Here is a 19206-nt window from a genome sequence, read left to right as displayed (position 1 = left end):
GAGTTTTTTTATGTATGATTCTGTGTTAGTTTATATACTAGTTGTAAATATTTTTACGTTTTTTCTGATGAGGATTGATAAGCAGAAGGCGATCAGGGAACAGTTCCGTATTCCCGAAAGGACTTTTTTCTTGTTATCTTTTTTAGGGGGAGCGCTCGGTACATATGCCGGCATGCAGCTGTTTCGCCATAAAACAAAGCATACATCGTTTACCGTCGGAATCCCGGTACTGATCATCTGGAATGCTGCTGCTTTCATCTATCTCTTCTCGAGCATGTCATAATCGACTCATTGTCTTACATATAATAAACAGTAAAGCGAATTATGAAGGAGGAGGAGCATGGAGGCATTAGGAGCGGATCTTCTCACCTATGTTGAGCTTGGCGGCTTGTTTGCACCAGTCCTATTTATTTGTTTTCATTTACTCCGGCCATTATTCTTTATTCCTGTCGTTTTTATCTGTATCTCCGGTGGAATCTTTTTCGGCCCGCTTGCAGGTGGCTTGTATTCTTTAGTGGGTGTCACTTTATCCAGCATCTTATTTTATGGAATTTATACGAAGATGCCGAATGCAATGGATCGAATCCTTCGGGTGAAACAGCGACTGTTTGGAGACAACAAAGAGCTAACAAAGTCTCAGATTCTGTTACTTCGATTAGTCCCCTTTATCCATTTTCATTTAATATCTCTCTGTCTGATTGAAATTTCATCCAGTTTTAGAGACTACACAAAGACCTCAGTTCTTACAAACATTCCACTTGCCTTCATTTACACTTCAATTGGAGGAAGCATTTCTACTTTATCCCCATATACAATCACTGGATTAATGGTCATTCTGCTCATCTTTTTTTATTTATTGCGCAGGAAAGAAATCATCATCAAATGGCAGGATTTTTTCTCCATTGAACAGACGAAGCACACATCAAAAGCTTGATGTGTGCTTCGTTCCATTTTCTATTCTAAGGGCGTTAATACAAGGTCGCTGATCGGGTGTTTCCATTCGATTTTCGCATACGGGTAACGTATTAATAATTCACTTTCTAAAAAGTATAGATCTTCCCGGGTAATACCTTTCAATTCTATTGGTTGGCAGACGCTGATATGGAGATTTGTTACCTCAAAGGAATCCTCTGCAATCCCAACATACTTTTCCCCGACAAATGTACAACCTTTATATACGAAACGTAAATTCTTTTTACTGTTCTTTGGTTCATCAACAAGGTAAAATTGTTTTAGCTCTTTAGCAATCCGTATTTTTCTATCCGAACTTCTTAAGTATTCAATCCAAGTATAAACAAGGAGAATAATTGCAAGCAGAATAAGAATGCGAAATAATAGTACAAGCATGTGTAATCGTCTCCTTACTTGTTATATAATTCAAGTACGAAAGGAAGCGAGGAAAGGTTTCACTTTTTTAAAAAAAACTTAAGATAAAATGAGGTGCAGTGAATTGAATTGGGAAAAGCTTTATAATATGCAGCAGGAATTGGACAGCTATATTGCTAATAATCATGAACTCGAAGGGAAAGATTTATACAATGAACGGCATTTGGCCTTTCTTGTAGAGCTTGGGGAGCTTGCAAATGAAACCCGCTGTTTTAAGTTTTGGAGTAAGAAGAAACCAAGCGAAAGAGACGTTATTCTTGCGGAATATGTGGACGGGATTCATTTCCTTTTATCAATTGGTTTAGAGAAAGGGTATAGGTATAATGGCGAAAAGGCAGCTGGGACAGAAAATCAACAGACGAAACAATTTAATCATGTCTTTATCGTAGCTGCAGGCTTTAATCAGAATCCATCAGAAGAAGGATACATACACCTGTTCAAGGAATTTATTCATTTAGGAAAAGTACTTGGATTTAACGAAGTGGATATTTATAATGCCTACCTGGAGAAAAATGAAATTAATTATGAACGACAAGATCAAGGATATTAAAAGACATCTCTTAAGCATAGTTTCTTATCTTTGATATAATAAGTTTATACTTTAACTAGATTAATGAATTTCATAATACGTATTTAATACATCACCATCACCATATGTAGTTGGGTTGGTTCGTTCCCAACTACATATGGTGATGGGAAAGCCAACTTTGGTAATTATGAAATTCATTCAGATGTAAAGGAGAGAGATTAAACAATGGCAAAATTAGACGAAACGTTAACAATGTTGAAAGACTTAACAGATGCAAACGGCATTCCGGGAAATGAAAGGGAAGTTAGAGATGTTTTTGAAAAGTATATTTCCCCTTATGCAGATGAAGTGACGACGGATAATCTAGGCAGCTCTATCGCGAAAAAGGTAGGAAACGAAAATGGACCGAAAATTATGGTTGCTGGTCATTTAGATGAAATTGGCTTTATGGTGACACGTATCGATGATAAAGGATTTATTTATTTCCAAACGGTTGGAGGCTGGTGGAACCAGGTCATGCTTGCCCAGCGTGTAACGATTATGGGATCCATTGGGAATGTCACAGGTGTCATCGGTTCCAAACCACCACACGTGCTCTCGGCCGAAGCGCGTAAGAAGCCGTACGAAATCAAAGACATGTTTATCGATATCGGAGCATCAAGTAAAAAAGAAGCAGAGTCATTCGGTGTTCTTCCAGGTCAATCTATTGTTCCATATTTCGAGTTCACCCAATTGAAAAATGAAAAGATGCTGATGGCGAAAGCTTGGGACAACCGTATTGGTCTCGCTATTGCAATTGATGTATTGAAGCAGCTTCAAGGTGTAGATCACCCGAACATCGTTTATGGCGTTGGAACGATTCAAGAAGAAGTTGGTCTTCGTGGGGCAAAAACATCTGCTAACCAAATCGAGCCCGATATCGGCTTTGGTGTAGATGTTGGAATTGCAGGTGACACACCGGGAATCTCTGCTCATGAAGCAGACAGTAAATTAGGGGATGGCCCACAGATCGTTCTTTACGATGCTTCGATGGTATCCCATAAAGGCTTGCGTGATTTAGTTGTGAAAACAGCGGATGAACAAGGAATTCCATATCAGTATACATCGATTGCTGGCGGTGGAACAGATTCCGGTTCTATTCACTTAACAGCAAATGGAGTACCTGCCTTATCTATAACAATTGCAACTCGTTATATTCATTCTCATGCAGCAATATTACATCGGGATGACTTCGAAAATGCAGTGAAATTGATTGTTGAAGTCATTAAACAACTTGATAAGGATAAAGTGAAGGAATTAATTCTTGCTTAATAACAGAAAACACAAGGTGTCTCGAGCACACCTTGTGTTTTTAATTTAAACTAAGTAATTGTTCATCACTTTTGTTACATAATTCCTCGTTTCATGAAATGGAGGAATGCCACCGTGTTTATCGACATTTCCCGGGCCTGCGTTATACGCAGCAAGAGCGAGTTCCATGTTTTCGTTATAACGGTCAAGCATCTGTCTTAGATATTTTGTACCACCTAAAATATTTTCCCTCGGATCAAAGGAGTTAGCGACACCTAGGCCTCTTGCAGTACCAGGCATTAATTGCATAAGACCTTGAGCGCCGGCAGTACTTGTAGCATTAGGGTTAAAGCTCGATTCTGCTTGAATGACACTTCGAATCAGCTGGTTATCGATATTGTATTTTCGGCTCGCTTCCTCAATGTAGCTGTCAAAAGCAGTTGGCTTCGATGAAGAAAGAGTGTCCGCCTGACGAATCAGTTGAGTCAAATTGACCGATTGCTGGTAAGGGGCGGATACTGTACTTGATAAAACGGGAGGTGTCATTTCTCTTGCTTGATTGATCTTTTCCTGCAGTAATTGGTTGAAGGTAAGTTCTGCAAAAGATGAACTGGAGTGTGTATTTGGTGAGGTCATGGTTTGCATAGCTTGCAGCTGTATGAACTGTTGTAAGTCTCTGATTTCCAATATAATCCCTACTTTCTCTATTACTTATCTTACTAGGATTCCGCCAAGAATTCAATGCTTAAAAGGGACATAAGATGCTTGTTTGCACCATTATGCCCCAAATTGTTCATTATTTTTCCAAATCTTCCTTTGTCGGTCCCATGACTCCAGGAACATTAAGTCCAGCTTGGCGGAGGAGTACAGTGATTTGTCCGCGATGATGCGTTTGGTGATCAATTAATGTACGAAGAATCGCACCTCCGGCAGTTGGTCTTCCATGTTGATCCACTTTTTCAGTCAAATGTTTATCAGAGAATTCTTTTGATACTTTTTCAGCTAGTTCCTTGCTTACTGATTGGTATCCTTCCGCGATTTCTTTAGCTGTGCTAGGTAGTTTTCCTGCATCTCCCGCATTGCTCAGCTCCAATCCCAACAGTCCGGCAAAATAAGCAGGGGCGGTTGCCAAATGCCAACCTAACCATCTTAATGTGTTGTGTCCTTCTATAATCGCTTGGTCTAACTTTTCATCTGTCATCGCTTCAAGTACTCGCAATGTCTCTGAACTTGCATCTTGCCAATCTTGGAGAAAATCATCTACTTTCCGATACATCATATAACCCCTTTCAATTTTGAATACTTCAAGTTTAACAAGATTATCGGAAAGATAGTAGGGAAAAGCACCTTTAAGAGCTTGTAGTAGCTTGTTTTACACCAGACTCTAGAGATTCTACCATGTCCTGTTTCATTGTTTGGTCAGATTGTTGCCAGATCAGCTCAAACAGCACACCTAGTCCTGGGAGCATTTTTTCTTCACCATTTTGAATTGCATCTACAATCGTTGCTTCCAGTTGGGATTGATCGTTTGTTGAAATATTACTAAGAATTGCTTTCCGTAAATTTAAATCCATTCTGTTTACCTCCTTCGTTCTTCGATTCATGAAATTAGTTTGACCAAATGGTTCCTAAATATGTATGATAAGAAAAAAGAACACGATAAGGATGAAGACGTTGATTACATCATTAACGAACGGAAAAGTTAAAGCTTGGAGAAAGCTTCATAAACGAAAGGGTAGAAAGGAACAGCAAATGTTTCTCATCGAAGGATCGCATCTTGTCGAAGAAGCTTGGAAGAGTGGTCAGAAAATAGTAGAAATCATTGCAGAGGAAAATGTTTCAATTCCTGCTTGGAGTGCCAATCTTCCTGTAGAACGTGTTTCAAATCAGGTGTTTACCCACATTTCCCAGACAACAACACCACAAGGAGTAGCAGCAATTATTAAAATGCAGCCGGTAACCGTCATAACTGGTAATCAGCTTGTTATGCTTGACGCGATACAGGACCCCGGTAATTTAGGGACGATTATCCGTACGGCAGATGCTGCGGGGATAGACGCTGTCATATTAGGTGAGGGAACAGTTGATTTATACAATGATAAAGTTATCCGAGCGACCCAGGGATCACTCTTCCACATCCCGGTATACGAAGCTGATTTGAAAGAAGAAATACCTTCGTTGAGAGAAAGAGGCTATGAAATATGGGCAACTGCTCTGGAAGATGCGATTTATTACCATGAGGTTAAGACACCCGAGAAGGTTGGACTGATACTGGGAAATGAAGGCGCAGGTGTGCAGCGAGATTTACTTCAGCAAGCAGATAAGCGGGTGAAAATTCCGATTTATGGTAAAGCAGAGTCATTAAATGTAAGTATTGCTGCGGGTATTCTCATGTACCATCTGAAAGAATAGGCTTGCAAGCTCAGAGGAAATTATCTATAATGTATGAAGTGAAGTATAAATGGATTGTATAGATAAATGAAGATGTAATGCGTTGAAAGAGCTAAGTATTATCCATGACAGGAATGCAGGGAGGAAATGTCTGAGACTGAAAACATTTCTATTGCTGGGATAAGACCATTTCACTCTGGAGCAGGCACTTGGACCTTGTTGTATACAAGTAAAGGTGTACCCGGATTTTATAATCCGTTATCAAGATTGAGTTGGACAATATACTTTATTGTCAACAAGGGTGGTACCGCGAAATAATAGCCTCGTCCCTTTATCGGGATGGGGCTTTTTTATTTTGTTTAAATGTATTTTAAGGAGGATTCCGTATGAAGGAGCAATTGGAGACAATACAGCAAGAAGCTTTAGCGAAAATTGAAGATGCTGAAGAAATGAACAGCCTTCAAGATATTCGAGTCGCTTATTTAGGGAAAAAAGGTTCGATTACAAAGGTTCTAAAGGGAATGGGGAAGCTTTCCCCGGAAGAACGTCCGGTTATTGGGGAGATGGCAAATAAAGTACGTAATATCATCACTGGCGCAATCGAAGAGAAATCGGCTGAACTTGAAGAAATCGCACTCCATGAACAGCTAGAGACAGAAGCGATTGATGTGACGTTGCCAGGGCGTAAAGTCAATGTCGGTGGGCCACATCTCCTAACAAGTATTGTAGAGGAAATTGAGGACTTATTTATTGGCATGGGTTATGAGATTAAGGAAGGTCCGGAAGTCGAAACAGACTACTATAACTTCGAAGCGCTTAATTTACCGAAAGATCACCCGGCCCGTGATATGCAGGATTCATTTTATATTACAAATGAGCTGTTATTGCGTACGCATACATCTCCAGTCCAGGCACGGACAATGGAAGCTTATAATGGTGAACGGCCATTCAAAATGATCTGCCCAGGAAAAGTATACCGTCGGGACAGCGATGATGCGACACACTCCCATCAATTTACACAGATTGAAGGGCTGCTTGTCGATAAAAATGTGCGGATGAGTGATTTGAAAGGTACATTAGATAAATTTGCTAAGCAGATGTTTGGAGAAGATCGTGAAATTCGTCTGCGCCCGAGTTATTTTCCATTCACAGAACCATCCGTGGAAATGGACATTTCCTGTAAAGTTTGTAATGGCGAAGGGTGCAGCGTATGTAAAGGTACAGGCTGGATTGAAATCTTAGGTGGTGGCATGGTTCATCCGAAAGTACTCGAAATGGGTGGATATGATCCGAAAATATACAGCGGCTTTGCTTTTGGAATGGGGCCGGAACGGATTGCAATGTTGAAATATGGCGTAAACGATATTCGTAGCTTCTATACGAACGATATTCGATTCTTAAAACAGTATCATCACGCATAGGGAGGAAAAAAGCAGTGTACGTATCCTATAACTGGTTAAATAATTATGTTGATTTAGGAGATATTTCTCCAGAAGAACTTGCAGAGCGAATTACAAAATCCGGTATTGAGGTAGAAGGTATTGAATATGTCGGAGAAAAGGTGAACGATGTTGTCGTCGGGCAGGTCCTAACTTGTGAGCAGCATCCGAATGCCGACAAATTAAACCTTTGTCAAGTAGATGTTGGAACGGAAACGTTACAAATCATTTGTGGAGCACCAAATGTGGCTGCAGGTCAAAAAGTTGTCGTAGCGAAGCCCGGGGCAGTATTACCAGGTAATTTTAAAATTAAAAAAGTAAAATTACGCGGTGTGGAATCAAATGGAATGATTTGTTCCTTACAGGAATTAGGAGTAAAAGAAAAATTCATCCCTCAAGAGTTTGTAGACGGAATTTATGTTTTTCAGAATGATGCAGAAATCGGTAAGAATGTTACGGATCTCCTCAATCTAAATGATGCTGTCTTCGAGCTTGATATCCTTGCGAACCGAGCAGATGCATTAAGCATGATCGGGATGGCGAATGAAGTAGCAGCTATTCTTGATGAACAAGTGACCTATCCGGATGAAACAATTGAAAGTAATGAAAGTGAACGAGCAGAAGATTATGTATCGGTAGAAGTAGCTGCTCAAGACTTAAATAAATATTACGGTGCATTCATCATTAAGGATGTCGTAATCAAGCCATCTCCACTTTGGATGCAAAACGCTTTACTGGCAGCTGGTATCCGCCCGATTAATAATGTCGTTGATATTACGAACTATGTCTTGCTCGAATACGGTCAACCGCTCCATGCGTTTGATTATGATCGATTTGCATCTAATAAAGTGTTAATCAGGCGGGCGGATGAAGGGGAAGAAATTATAACTCTTGATGGACAGACTCGCAAATTGACGCCTGAAAATCTTGTTATTACAAATGGGATGGAACCAACTGCGCTTGCTGGCGTAATGGGTGGACTTGATTCGGAAGTAACAGAAGAGACATCGACCATTTTACTTGAAGCTGCTTACTTTGATGGCACAACAGTAAGACGAACGGTCAAGCAAACAGGATTACGCAGTGAATCGAGTACTCGATTTGAAAAAGGGGTCGACCCGAATCGAGTAAGAAAAGCTGGTGAGCGGGCATGTCATTTATTTGAGAAATACGCGAATGGTAATGTTCTGCAAGGCTTAAGTGAATATGACGGGCTTGATTACGCAGAGAAAACAGTTGTGATTGAGACTGGACATGTGAATGAAAGACTTGGTTCAGCTATTAAAGATGAAGAGATTGCTTCTATTTTACGTAGATTACAATTCGAATTTGAACAGGATGGTTCAACATTTACCATTCAAGTACCTACGAGAAGGCAAGATATCACCATTTTTGAAGATATGCTGGAAGAGGTCGCTCGTATTTACGGTTATGATAACTTGCCGTACACATTACCTGAAGGGGATGGCCAAGTCGGTGGGCTAAATCGGGAACAGCAATTAAGGCGTAATATTAAGTCTTTCCTAGAAGGGGTAGGGCTTATGGAAAACAGAACCTATTCCTTGACGGATGAACATAATAGTGAGAGATTATGCAGTCCGGAAATAATGGCAAAGTCACCGGTTCCAGTAGCACTTGCTAGACCGATGAGTGAAGAGCATAAATATCTTCGTCTAAGTTTACTGCCTGGACTGCTTCAATCTTTAACCTATAACCAAGCAAGAAACCAAGCAAATATTGCTTATTACGAAATCGGATCAATCTTTGTATCCACGGAAGAGAAAATTACGAAGCAACCGGAAGAAACACTCCGTGCAGCAGGAGCGTTAACTGGAAACTGGGTGGATCATCCTTGGCAAGGTGAAGTAAAACCTGTAGACTTTTATGTCGTAAAAGGAATTGTTGAAGGTTTATTTGATCAGTTGAAGCTATCTGTACAATTTGAACAGACAAAGCTCCAAGATATGCACCCGGGCCGAACAGCGCTTATTAAACGAAATGACCAGGTCATCGGTTTCCTGGGACAACTCCATCCACTCCTTGCAAAAAGGTTAGATTTGAAGGAAACTTATGTATTTGATATCAATTTAGATGCAGTATTTGCCGATTATGAAAATGAACCGAGCTTTGCAGAAATTCCAAAATACCCGGCAATTGCGCGCGATATCGCCTTTATCTTAGATCAGGATGTATTAGCAGGCAACATCCAAGCAAGAATTGCAGAAATTGGTGCACCTTTAGTGAAGTCTGTTGCTATATTTGATGTTTATGAAGGGGAGCATTTGGAAGCAGGCAAAAAATCAATTGCTTACCATCTCATTTATCAAGATCCTGAGAAAACATTGAAAGACGAAGAAGTGGAAGCATCTTATCAAGAAATTGTAAAAACGATTGCTGATGAATTTAACGGATATGTAAGATCCTAAAAAAATGAAAAGCGTTGTACCTGATACGAATCATCAGCTACAACGCTTTTGCATCTTAACTACTCAACAAATCCCAACGAACGACTTACATTTTCATACAGCGTAAGTGTTTTGCACGTTCTCATGGTTCGCTCTCTAATCGCCGTTCAGTTGCCCGGTGGACGGATGCGCATCCTTAGGCACTGCTAGAGCCTCCTCGGGCAGCACTAAGGGGTCTCCAGGCTCGTGCTGTTCCCGCAGGAGTCACCGTCCACCGAGCAACTGAACTGGTAAGATGGTTATTTTAAATAGAAATTATTCCGCCACGATAAGGAGTATACTTTTTCCAGAACATTAAACAGTGATTCAAATTTGGCCTTTCCTGGTAGCAGTCCAGACACCTCGAGACTCCTGTGGGAGGATAGGCTTGGTGAGACCCCGCAGCAGGCTTGCCTGCAAGGAGGCTCACCAGCCGCTCAGCAGGTGCGAGAGGTGTCTGGACTGCGGACCTCCAGTAGAAAGTTTCTAAGTTTGGCACACTCACGCTGTATGAAGGTGTTAGTTGAGAAGTAGGGGAAGTTTTGAAATTTATGTGGAGTGGAATGTCGGGTTACTAATTGCGCCACAGGACGGCTGAGGGTACAGACTGCAAAAGTTGGGTTAATTATAATACTTCTTTTTAGAAACAAAAAATGATATGATAATTGGTAGTGATTTTGGCGGAGGGATCAACATGACGGAACATGAAAAAAGCAAAACTATAGTGGAGATAAATAATAGAAAATATACAATTATAGGTAGTGAACCAGTCAGTCATGTGAAGTTAGTTGCGAGTCTTGTTGATCAGAAAATGAATGAAATCGAGGAACATAATCCACATTTAGATACAACAAGGTTGGCGGTACTCACAGCAGTAAATGCGATGAATGATTATGTGAAATTGAAGGAAGACTACGCAAAATTAGTCGGTTCAATTGCGAGGAAAGAGGAAAAATAGGATATGTTTGATTTTATCTTAATTATATTACTTCTGTTTGGCCTGTTTATTGGCCTGAATAGAGGATTTATCTTACAGCTTTTTCATTTAATAGGTTTCATTACAGCATTTGTCATTGCCGCGATGTATTATGATGATGTAGCAGTCAGGTTAGAACTCTGGATTCCATATCAAGAACTAAGCGATAACATTTGGCCGGAATTTTTGCAGGGATTACCGATTGAAATGGCATTTTATAATATCATTTCGTTTGCAATCCTGTTCTTTGCAGTTAAAATAATCTTGCAAATTATTGCAAACATGCTTGATTTCGTAGCGGCGATACCGTTGATTAAGCCAGTGAATAAAATACTTGGTGCGATTTTAGGCTTTTTGGAAATTTATTTAATTATATTTGTTGTTCTATATGTGCTGGCCCTAACACCAATTGAAAGCGTACAGTCATATATCAACAATTCATCGTTGGCTTTACTCATACTGGAGCAGACTCCATATTTCTCTAACAAACTGTTTGAATTAGTGAAAGTCTATTTATAAGAGCGGTTCATCGTATTAGTATTGCTACTGGATTACATGTACAATAGGTAGTAAACAATACAGAATCGGTCTTTTTTTATTGATTATTATAAAGCAGGTGAATGTTTTGCTCGTAAATAAGAAAGATGTAATTCGTTTATTAGAACAAATTGCTGTTTACTTAGAATTGAAAGGTGACAATCCGTTTAAAATTGCTGCATATCGCAAGGCCGCCGGCGGACTAGAATCCGATGAAAGATCGCTGGAGGAAATTGACGATGTGACGAAAATAAAAGGGATTGGAAAAGGAACGGGTGCCGTCATTAACGAGTTTATAACTGAAGGGAAATCAACGGAGCTTGAAGTATTACAGAAAGAGGTTCCTGCAGGACTGATTCCATTACTCCAATTACCAGGTCTTGGTGGAAAGAAACTCTCAAGGGTTTATAAAGAATTGAATGTTGTTGATGCAGACAGCTTGCGAACTGCATGTGAGAATGGTGAAGTTGAAAAGTTATCTGGTTTTGGAGCTAAAACTGTGAAGAATCTATTAACAGCATTGGACGAAGCAGGGAAACGACCGGAACGCCTTTCAATTGCCGTGATGTTGCAAGTTGCTGAAAGAATCGAAAACCATTTGGATGAAATAGATTGGATTACCCGTTACTCGATTGCGGGTAGCTTAAGACGTATGCGAGAAACAATCAGAGACATTGATTTTATTATTTCAACAGATGAACCCGAGAAGGTAAGGAAAGAATTATTGTTGCTTCCAACAATCAAAGAAGTGATTGCTAAAGGGGATACGAAAGTGTCTGTCACCTTGGAAGAGGAATATGATATCAATGTTGACTTCCGTTTAGTGAAGGATGAAGAGTTTACAACAACCCTTCATCATTTTACGGGCTCAAAAGAACATAATGTAGCGATGCGGCAATTGGCGAAATCACGCGGAGAGAAAATTAGTGAGTATGGAGTTGAAGTAGATGCGACAAACGAAATACTCACCTTCCCGGATGAAACGTCTTTTTATGAACATTTTGGTCTTCCGTATATTCCGCCTGAAATACGCGAAGGAACGACGGAACTTGAACAATTCAAAGAAAACCAAGAGCTTATTGAACAACAGGATATGCGTGGAGATTTACACATGCATACAACTTGGAGTGATGGGGCGCAAAGCTTAGAAGAAATGGTTCAAAAAGCAATCGAAAAGAACTATGAATATATCGCAATCACCGATCATTCTAAATTCTTGCGGGTAGCGAATGGATTGAATGAGGAACGTCTCCGCAAACAATGGGAGGAAATTATGCTATTAAATGAGAAATATCCAGCTATTCATATTTTCACCGGGGTGGAGATGGATATTTTACCGGATGGAAGTCTTGATTTTGAAGACTCCTTTTTAAAGGAACTGGACTTCGTCATTGCGTCCATCCATTCAAGCTTTAACCAAAGTGAGGAAAAAATTATGGAGCGCTTATATCATGCGCTTGAAAATCCTTATGTCGATATGATCGCTCATCCGACCGGTAGATTACTCGGACGCCGGAACGGTTACCGGGTCGGTATGGAAAAGCTGATAGAAAAGGCAAAAGAAACAAATACAGCTCTAGAAATCAATGCCAACCCGAACCGACTCGATCTGTCTGCAACACATGCAAAAATGGCTCAAGAAGCTGGAGTAAAGCTGGTTATTAATACCGATGCCCATAGCTATGAAACACTCGATTTTATGGAATACGGAGTCCGAACTGCTAAGCGCGGTTGGATTCAAAAAAGTACGGTATTGAACACCCTGCCATTGGCAGAGCTCAAGGCTTATTTAGACCGAAATAAATAGAGGTGAAGTAAATGAACGAACGTGTACTTCATGTACTCGAGTTTGATAAAATAATTGAACAATTAATGGAACAAGCAGAAACATCACTTGGTAAGGAGAAGGCTGCACAAATTTCTCCTGAAACGGATTTAGACAAAGTGAATCAGCTTCAAGAAGAAACCGACGAAGCGGCGCAAATTCACCGTCTCAATAAGGTGATTCCATTTGGAGGAATCCGTAATATCCGGGAAAGCTTGAAACGCAGCGTAATTGGCAGTATTTTATCTGCTGCGGAATGTCTTGATACGGCGAATACGATGTATGGTGGAAGGCAGGTGAAGAATTTCCTTGAAGATTTGGAAGAGGAAATTCCGATTCTGAAACAATTCGCTGAAGATATTGATCCGATGCGCGAGATTGAACGGGAAATCCGCCGTGCCATTGATGAAAATGGAGACGTACTTGACAATGCATCAAGTAAATTAAGAGGTATCCGTTCCCAGATACGGACATTTGAAGCGAGTGTCCGAGAAAAGTTGGAAGGTTATACGAGATCACATGCAAAGATGCTTTCGGATGCTATCGTTACGATTCGGAATGATCGCTATGTATTACCAGTAAAACAGGAATACCGGGCGCAAGTCGGAGGGATTGTCCATGATCAATCATCTTCCGGTCAGACTTTGTTTATGGAACCTCGGGCAGTTGTCGATCTGAATAATAAATTGCAACAAGCATTTCTAAATGAAAGACAGGAAATTGAACGAATTTTAACCGAACTTACAAGTCAAATCGCTGAGGTTGAACCAAGGATAGCCATCAATTTGGAAATTCTCGCTACGATTGATTTCATCGCGGCCCGGGCAAAGCTTGCAAGCAGAATGAAAGCAAGTAAACCTAGGATGAATGATAAAGGGATCATTAAGATGAAGCAAGCCCGTCATCCGCTTATTCCAGATGATCAAGTTGTTGCAAATGATATTGAGCTCGGTAAAGATTATACAGCAATCGTTATCACCGGACCGAACACGGGAGGGAAGACCGTTACATTAAAAATGGTCGGCCTTTGTACCTTAATGGCCCAATCGGGCTTACAAGTTCCTGCTTTTGACGATTGCGAGCTTGCCGTATTTCAGACCGTTTTTGCCGATATTGGTGATGAGCAATCGATTGAGCAAAATCTAAGTACGTTCTCTTCTCATATGAAGAATATTGTTACAATCATGGAAGAGGTGGATGACAAGTCACTTGTACTTTTTGATGAATTAGGATCTGGCACAGACCCGAGTGAAGGAGCGGCTCTTGCAATGGCATTGCTTGATGAAGTGATTGCTCGCCGGGCACGAGTCATAGCAACAACACATTATCCGGAACTGAAAGCATATGGCTATAACCGCGATCATGTCATTAATGCATCGGCTGATTTTGATGTAGAATCATTAAAGCCGACATATCGTCTGTTAATTGGAGTCCCAGGCAGGAGTAATGCTTTTGAAATTTCCAGACGGCTTGGGTTACAAGACGAATTGATTGATAAGGCGAAAAGCTTAGTTGGCATCGATTCAAAAAGTGTTGAGAATATGATTGCATCACTTGAAAAGTCACAAATTGCTGCGGAAAAGCAATATGAAGAAGCTCACGGAATTTTACTCGAAAGTGAGAAAGTGCGGGACGAGATAGAAAAAGAGTGGCAAACTTTCGAGCGGAAAAAAGAAGAACTTTATAGAAAAGCAGAAGAAAAAGCGGAGAAAGCATTAAAACAAGCCAGGGAAGAAGCGGAAATCATTGTAGAAGAAATCCGTAATATGAAAATGAATGCTGGATTGAAGGAGCATGAGTGGATAGAAGCAAGAAAAATGCTAGAAGAAGCACAACCGCAATTAACCAGTAAATCAAGTTCCTCTAAACAAGAAATATCGGAAGAGAATCGACCGTTGGCACCAGGAGATGATATTAAATTGCTTACGGTCAATCAGCAAGGTGTCGTGCTGGAACAATTAAATGAGCAAGAATATATGGTTCAAGTTGGGATCATGAAAGTAAAGGCAAAAAGAAAAGACTTGCAATATGTTGGGAGACAGAAGCAAGATCCAGAACGGACCGTAGCGACCATCCGAGGTTCCAATGCTCATGTAAAGACCGAACTCGATCTTAGAGGTGAACGGTTTGAAGATGCGCTTCATCGTCTTGAGAAATACGTTGATGATGCTCTCCTTGCCGGTTACGGCAAAGTAACGATTATCCATGGGAAAGGAACCGGCGCACTTCGTTCAGGTGTACAAGATTTTGCTAAACAACATCCAGCAATATCATCTGCGCGTTTCGGCGGCAGTGGTGAAGGTGGCAGCGGGGTCACTGTTTTGGAACTTAAATAAAAAAGGGGGGATATCCGTATGAATGGTTTTTGGGAAAATATTATCGTCATTACAGCAGCAAGATATAGTGTTGTTGTATTATGTACGCTTATATTTCTAACTGTATTTGAACTGGTAACATCCTATAAGAACTGGGAAGAGATTCGTAAGGGAAATCTTGCCGTAGCAATGGCAACAGGCGGGAAAATCTTTGGCATTGCTACGATTTTCCGCTATTCCATCGAGCATAATGATTCCTTGCTGCAGACGATCGGCTGGGGAACATTCGGATTTGTTCTGTTATTAACTGGTTATTTTGTTTTTGAATTTCTTTTACCAACAATCAAAGTAGATGAAGAGATTGGGAAAGGAAATGTGGCAGTCGGATTGTTATCGATGATCTTTTCCATCGGAATTGCGTTTGTCATAGGTGCGAGTATTGGATAGAAAGGGGAAGCGGAATGGTTTTTGAACGGTTAGCAAAGATTTTAATTGGTGTAGCGATTGCATTTTTACTTGTCGGTTTATATTATATTTTTAAGTAAATTAAAATAATATCCTGATTTAGATAAATAAAATTTCTAAAAATAGAAATTAATCGATATAATGATTATAATAGAGAAAAAGGAGGAGATAAAATGGAAGCAACAAAAAATTGGTATGCTCATTATCCGGAAGAAATACCGCCCAGCATCCAATATGATGAGAAGCCGTTAGATTCCTATCTCGCGGAAAGTGCTTCTCGCTACCCAGAAAAGAAAGCGCTTTATTTCATGGGGAAAGAGTTGACCTATCAAGAGTTGTATACACAAGCAAAGCAATTCGCGAATTATTTACAGTCCCTTAAATTAAAAAAAGGTGATAGAGTTGCAATTATGCTCCCGAATTGCCCGCAGGCTGTCATAAGTTATTATGGCATTCTAATGGCAGGGGGAATTGTGGTACAGACGAACCCGCTTTATACAGAAAGGGAACTGGAATATCAAGTAGCAGATTCTGATGTAAAAGTGATTATTTGTCTAGACATTCTTGTGCCACGAGTAAGCAATGTACAAGAGAAAACTAATGTAGAACATAAAATTGTAACCGGTATCAAAGACTATTTGCCATTTCCGAAAAATTTGTTTTATCCATTTATCCAGAAACGTGAATATAATATGGTCGTAAAGGTAGAACAGAGCGGGGATACGCATGTATGGGAAAATATAATGAAAACGGCACAAGCGGAATATGAAAAAGTTGAAGTCAATCCGAAAGAAGATCTCGCTCTTCTTCAGTATACCGGAGGAACAACGGGTTATCCAAAAGGAGTTATGCTTACCCATTACAATTTAGTAGCTAATTTACAAATGTGTGAAGCTTGGCTTTATAAGACAAAACAAGGCGAAGAAATCGTTCTTGCAGTATTGCCCTTCTTCCATGTGTATGGTATGACAACAGTGATGAACTTTGGAGTGAAGCAAGCATCGAAAATCATTCTAATGCCAAAATTTAATCCAGTAGATGTCTTGAAAGTGATTGATAAGCAAAAGCCCACCTTATTTCCCGGCGCACCAACGATTTATATCGGGTTAATCAATCATCCGGATATCGGAAAGTATGATCTGTCGTCTATTAAAGCATGCCTGAGCGGGTCTGCACCATTGCCGATTGAAGTGCAAGAACAATTTGAAAAGTTAACTGGTGGAAGATTGGTTGAAGGGTATGGATTAACGGAAACATCTCCCGTCACTCACGCTAACCCCATTTGGGGGAACCGAATCAATGGAAGTATCGGTCTGCCGTGGCCTGATACCGATGTTAAAGTTATAAAAACTGGTACAGAGGAAGAAGCAGAAATTGGTGAAGTTGGTGAATTGGCTGTTAAAGGCCCGCAAGTAATGGTTGGTTATTGGAAAAACGAAGAAGAAACGGCTCACTCCCTCCGTGATGGCTGGTTTTATACAGGTGACATGGGGTATGAGGATGAGAGCGGTTACTTTTATATTGTCGACAGGAAAAAGGATATGATTATAGCTGGAGGATATAATATATATCCACGTGAAGTGGAAGAAGTGCTCTATGAACATCCAGCAATCCAGGAATGTGCGGTCGTCGGAATTCCAGATCCGTACCGCGGAGAAACGGTTAAAGCCTTCATTGTTTTTAAAGATGGGAAGCAAGTGACAGAAGAAGAATTGAACACGTTCTGTCGTGATAATCTTGCCGCCTTTAAAGTGCCTCGTAGTTATGAATTCCGCAAAGAACTTCCTAAAACAATTGTCGGTAAAATTCTCAGAAGACAACTAGTTGATGAAGAGGTTAAACAACAAGACGAACAAAGTGAACTAGTATAATTTAAAAGGATTTTTGTAAAATTATTGACAGTTACCAGATAAACGAATAAAATGGAATTATGAATGAATGGTCATTCATAATTCCGTTTTATTTTTTACTCAACAATGTAAAGATATGAAACATGCTAAGGAGAAGAAGATGAAGAGTAATAAGCCAAAATATCAACAGATTATCGAAGCTGCAGTGAAAGTAATTGCAGAAAATGGCTACCATGCATCCCAAGTATCGAAAATAGCAAAGGAAGCAGGAGTAGCTGATGGAACAATTTATTTGTACTTTAAGAATAAAGAAGATGTGCTCGTCTCTGTGTTTGAAGAAAAAATGGGGCAATTCATTGATAAGATTGCGAAGGCAACGAGTGAGCAAGCAGACGCGAATAAGAAGTTAAAAGTTCTTATCGAGATGCACTTTAGTCAATTGGAACAAAATCCTGATCTTGCCATCGTTACGCAGCTGGAGTTAAGGCAATCAAATTATTCGTTAAGATTACAAATTAACAATGTGTTAAAAGCATACTTAAACATTATTGATGAAGTTATTGCGGAGGGGATGAAAGAAAACCAATTCCGTAGTGACATCAATCCAGCACTTATTCGGCAAATGATTTTTGGCACACTTGATGAAGTTGTGACGAATTGGGTGATGAAGGAACGGAAATTTGATTTAGTCGACCAAACCGATGAAGTACACAAATTTTTAACAAATGGTTTAAAGGCGTAATAATCGTTAATTTAAGAAGAATTCTTCAAATAAAAAACCTTATATTAAATTAATAGTTGAGTTAATGAATTTTATAATACGTATTTAATGCTTCACCATTACCACATGTAGTTGGTTCATCCCCAACTACATATGGTGATGGAAAAGCCGACTTTGGTAATTATGAAATTCAATCGAGTTATTATTTTTAAAATAATTGAATTTCGATTAAGATAGAAAGTAAAGAGGGGGGATTATATTGACCACGATTGTAAAAAATGTGGATAAACAAGTGGCATACTTAACAATCCAAAGTCCACCGGCTAATGCATTGTCTAGTCAATTGATCAAGGATTTAAGTACATTCCTCGGAGAAATTGAAGAAGATGACAATGTGAAAGTAATTATCATTCACGGGGAAGGCAGGTTCTTCTCGGCTGGTGCCGACATAAAAGAATTCACTTCTTTGCAAGCGCATTCAGACTATGAAAACCTTGCTAAAAGTGGACAGCAAGTGTTTCAAAGGCTGGAAGACTTCCGGATCCCAGTTATTGCGGCAATTCATGGTGCTGCGTTAGGCGGAGGCCTTGAGCTAGCTATGGCATGTCATATTCGGATTGTGGGGGAAAACGCAAAGCTCGGTCTTCCAGAACTTAATCTAGGAATCATCCCTGGTTTTGCTGGAACCCAGCGCTTACCACGCTACATTGGAACATCTAAAGCATATGAAATGATCTTATCAGGCGAGCCGATTTCCGGCACGGATGCGGCGGCATTTGGACTTGCGAATCGTGCTGTACCAGACGAAAGTGTATTGGAAGAAGCCGCTCAGTTGGCCAAAACAATAGCTGCAAAAAGTAAACCAACCATTCATCATGTTATGAAACTTGTAAACTACACCCGCTCCGATAAATTCGTAGCCGGTATGGAAGCTGAAGCAAAGGCTTTCGGAACAATATTTGGATCCGAAGATGCGACAGAAGGTATTCAAGCATTTGTAGAAAAGAGAAAGCCTGATTTTAAAGATAAATAAAAGAT

General features: G+C 40.0%; 19 protein-coding genes and 1 other annotated feature. Of the genes, 15 read left to right on the top strand and 4 right to left on the bottom strand.

Annotated elements, in window-relative coordinates:
* The first annotated feature begins 10 nt into the window (after positions 1-10).
* Together L3V42_RS12135 and L3V42_RS12130 are read left to right on the top strand one after the other, a co-directional pair.
* Entirely contained in the window at positions 11-283 is a 273-nt protein-coding gene (locus tag L3V42_RS12135) for a DUF1294 domain-containing protein (protein WP_235761073.1), read from the top strand.
* 57 nt (positions 284-340) lie between these two features.
* Positions 341-934, top strand: coding sequence for a TVP38/TMEM64 family protein (locus tag L3V42_RS12130; RefSeq protein ID WP_235761072.1), 594 nt, complete (start codon positions 341-343; stop codon positions 932-934).
* Between the two features lie 20 nt (positions 935-954).
* Here L3V42_RS12130 and L3V42_RS12125 read toward each other — a convergent pair whose 3' ends face one another.
* On the bottom strand, positions 955-1347 hold the full coding sequence (locus tag L3V42_RS12125; protein ID WP_235761071.1) for a sigma-w pathway protein ysdB: 393 nt from the start codon (positions 1345-1347) through the stop codon (positions 955-957).
* Positions 1348-1450: 103 nt separating this feature from the next.
* Here L3V42_RS12125 and L3V42_RS12120 point away from each other — a divergent pair, with 103 nt between their 5' ends.
* Both L3V42_RS12120 and L3V42_RS12115 read left to right on the top strand, forming a co-directional pair.
* The gene (locus L3V42_RS12120) at positions 1451-1936 is read left to right on the top strand and encodes a dUTP diphosphatase (RefSeq protein WP_238472084.1); all 486 of its coding nucleotides are present in this window, start codon (positions 1451-1453) and stop codon (positions 1934-1936) included.
* A gap of 204 nt (positions 1937-2140) precedes the next feature.
* Positions 2141-3226, top strand: coding sequence for a M42 family metallopeptidase (locus L3V42_RS12115; RefSeq protein ID WP_235761069.1), 1086 nt, complete (start codon positions 2141-2143; stop codon positions 3224-3226).
* 45 nt (positions 3227-3271) lie between these two features.
* On the opposite strand, the gene L3V42_RS12110 is transcribed toward L3V42_RS12115, so the two are convergent.
* From L3V42_RS12110 to sspI, 3 genes are all read right to left on the bottom strand, one after another.
* Positions 3272-3892, bottom strand: coding sequence for a lytic transglycosylase domain-containing protein (locus L3V42_RS12110; protein WP_235761068.1), 621 nt, complete (start codon positions 3890-3892; stop codon positions 3272-3274).
* Between the two features lie 109 nt (positions 3893-4001).
* Positions 4002-4481, bottom strand: a complete 480-nt coding sequence (locus L3V42_RS12105) for a DinB family protein (protein ID WP_235761067.1) — start codon at positions 4479-4481, stop codon at positions 4002-4004.
* A gap of 73 nt (positions 4482-4554) precedes the next feature.
* Positions 4555-4779, bottom strand: a complete 225-nt coding sequence (gene sspI / locus L3V42_RS12100) for a small acid-soluble spore protein SspI (RefSeq protein WP_235761066.1) — start codon at positions 4777-4779, stop codon at positions 4555-4557.
* Positions 4780-4879: 100 nt separating this feature from the next.
* Here sspI and L3V42_RS12095 point away from each other — a divergent pair, with 100 nt between their 5' ends.
* The 11 genes from L3V42_RS12095 (at position 4880) to L3V42_RS12045 (ending at position 19201) form a co-directional block, all read left to right on the top strand.
* Positions 4880-5617, top strand: coding sequence for a TrmH family RNA methyltransferase (locus L3V42_RS12095; protein ID WP_238472083.1), 738 nt, complete (start codon positions 4880-4882; stop codon positions 5615-5617).
* A 73-nt stretch (positions 5618-5690) separates the two neighbouring features.
* Positions 5691-5930, top strand: a binding site (T-box leader).
* Between the two features lie 52 nt (positions 5931-5982).
* Positions 5983-7017 (top strand): phenylalanine--tRNA ligase subunit alpha, encoded by a 1035-nt coding sequence (gene pheS, locus L3V42_RS12090; RefSeq protein WP_235761064.1) that lies wholly within the window; start codon positions 5983-5985, stop codon positions 7015-7017.
* Between the two features lie 14 nt (positions 7018-7031).
* Positions 7032-9461, top strand: coding sequence for a phenylalanine--tRNA ligase subunit beta (gene pheT / locus L3V42_RS12085; RefSeq protein WP_235761063.1), 2430 nt, complete (start codon positions 7032-7034; stop codon positions 9459-9461).
* A 712-nt stretch (positions 9462-10173) separates the two neighbouring features.
* Positions 10174-10437 (top strand): cell division protein ZapA, encoded by a 264-nt coding sequence (gene zapA, locus L3V42_RS12080; RefSeq protein ID WP_235761062.1) that lies wholly within the window; start codon positions 10174-10176, stop codon positions 10435-10437.
* Between the two features lie 3 nt (positions 10438-10440).
* Positions 10441-10974 carry a CvpA family protein gene (locus L3V42_RS12075; protein WP_235761061.1) on the top strand — a complete coding sequence of 178 codons (534 nt, stop codon included), beginning with the start codon at positions 10441-10443 and terminating at the stop codon, positions 10972-10974.
* A 106-nt stretch (positions 10975-11080) separates the two neighbouring features.
* A complete protein-coding gene (gene polX, locus L3V42_RS12070) occupies positions 11081-12799 on the top strand; it encodes a DNA polymerase/3'-5' exonuclease PolX (protein WP_238472082.1) in 1719 nt (572 codons plus the stop codon).
* An 11-nt stretch (positions 12800-12810) separates the two neighbouring features.
* Positions 12811-15153, top strand: coding sequence for an endonuclease MutS2 (locus L3V42_RS12065; protein ID WP_238472081.1), 2343 nt, complete (start codon positions 12811-12813; stop codon positions 15151-15153).
* Positions 15154-15171: 18 nt separating this feature from the next.
* On the top strand, positions 15172-15579 hold the full coding sequence (locus L3V42_RS12060; protein ID WP_188857044.1) for a DUF350 domain-containing protein: 408 nt from the start codon (positions 15172-15174) through the stop codon (positions 15577-15579).
* Positions 15580-15770: 191 nt separating this feature from the next.
* On the top strand, positions 15771-17468 hold the full coding sequence (locus L3V42_RS12055; RefSeq protein WP_235761058.1) for a long-chain-fatty-acid--CoA ligase: 1698 nt from the start codon (positions 15771-15773) through the stop codon (positions 17466-17468).
* A 139-nt stretch (positions 17469-17607) separates the two neighbouring features.
* Complete coding sequence (gene fadR, locus L3V42_RS12050) at positions 17608-18189, top strand: fatty acid metabolism transcriptional regulator FadR (protein WP_235761057.1); 582 nt, start codon at positions 17608-17610, stop codon at positions 18187-18189.
* 238 nt (positions 18190-18427) lie between these two features.
* Positions 18428-19201 carry an enoyl-CoA hydratase gene (locus L3V42_RS12045; RefSeq protein WP_235761056.1) on the top strand — a complete coding sequence of 258 codons (774 nt, stop codon included), beginning with the start codon at positions 18428-18430 and terminating at the stop codon, positions 19199-19201.
* The last annotated feature ends 5 nt before the right edge of the window (positions 19202-19206 follow it).

Origin of the sequence: Oceanobacillus alkalisoli (genome assembly GCF_022213125.1) — a bacterium.
In the GTDB taxonomy this organism is placed as follows: Bacteria; Bacillota; Bacilli; order Bacillales; family Amphibacillaceae; genus Oceanobacillus; species Oceanobacillus alkalisoli.
The sequence above is the reverse complement of the archived record's forward strand: the minus strand, read 5'-3'. Positions and strand labels throughout refer to the sequence as shown.

What these genes read in the sequence shown, in the direction of transcription:
- L3V42_RS12135 (WP_235761073.1), top strand. Translation starts at nt 11, where the DNA reads ATGTATGATTCTGTGTTAGTTTATATACTAGTTGTAAATATTTTTACG.
- L3V42_RS12130 (WP_235761072.1), top strand. Translation starts at nt 341, where the DNA reads ATGGAGGCATTAGGAGCGGATCTTCTCACCTATGTTGAGCTTGGCGGC.
- L3V42_RS12125 (WP_235761071.1), bottom strand. Translation starts at nt 1,347, where the DNA reads ATGCTTGTACTATTATTTCGCATTCTTATTCTGCTTGCAATTATTCTC.
- L3V42_RS12115 (WP_235761069.1), top strand. Translation starts at nt 2,141, where the DNA reads ATGGCAAAATTAGACGAAACGTTAACAATGTTGAAAGACTTAACAGAT.
- L3V42_RS12105 (WP_235761067.1), bottom strand. Translation starts at nt 4,481, where the DNA reads ATGTATCGGAAAGTAGATGATTTTCTCCAAGATTGGCAAGATGCAAGT.
- sspI (WP_235761066.1), bottom strand. Translation starts at nt 4,779, where the DNA reads ATGGATTTAAATTTACGGAAAGCAATTCTTAGTAATATTTCAACAAAC.
- pheS (WP_235761064.1), top strand. Translation starts at nt 5,983, where the DNA reads ATGAAGGAGCAATTGGAGACAATACAGCAAGAAGCTTTAGCGAAAATT.
- zapA (WP_235761062.1), top strand. Translation starts at nt 10,174, where the DNA reads ATGACGGAACATGAAAAAAGCAAAACTATAGTGGAGATAAATAATAGA.
- L3V42_RS12075 (WP_235761061.1), top strand. Translation starts at nt 10,441, where the DNA reads ATGTTTGATTTTATCTTAATTATATTACTTCTGTTTGGCCTGTTTATT.
- L3V42_RS12065 (WP_238472081.1), top strand. Translation starts at nt 12,811, where the DNA reads ATGAACGAACGTGTACTTCATGTACTCGAGTTTGATAAAATAATTGAA.
- L3V42_RS12060 (WP_188857044.1), top strand. Translation starts at nt 15,172, where the DNA reads ATGAATGGTTTTTGGGAAAATATTATCGTCATTACAGCAGCAAGATAT.
- L3V42_RS12055 (WP_235761058.1), top strand. Translation starts at nt 15,771, where the DNA reads ATGGAAGCAACAAAAAATTGGTATGCTCATTATCCGGAAGAAATACCG.
- fadR (WP_235761057.1), top strand. Translation starts at nt 17,608, where the DNA reads ATGAAGAGTAATAAGCCAAAATATCAACAGATTATCGAAGCTGCAGTG.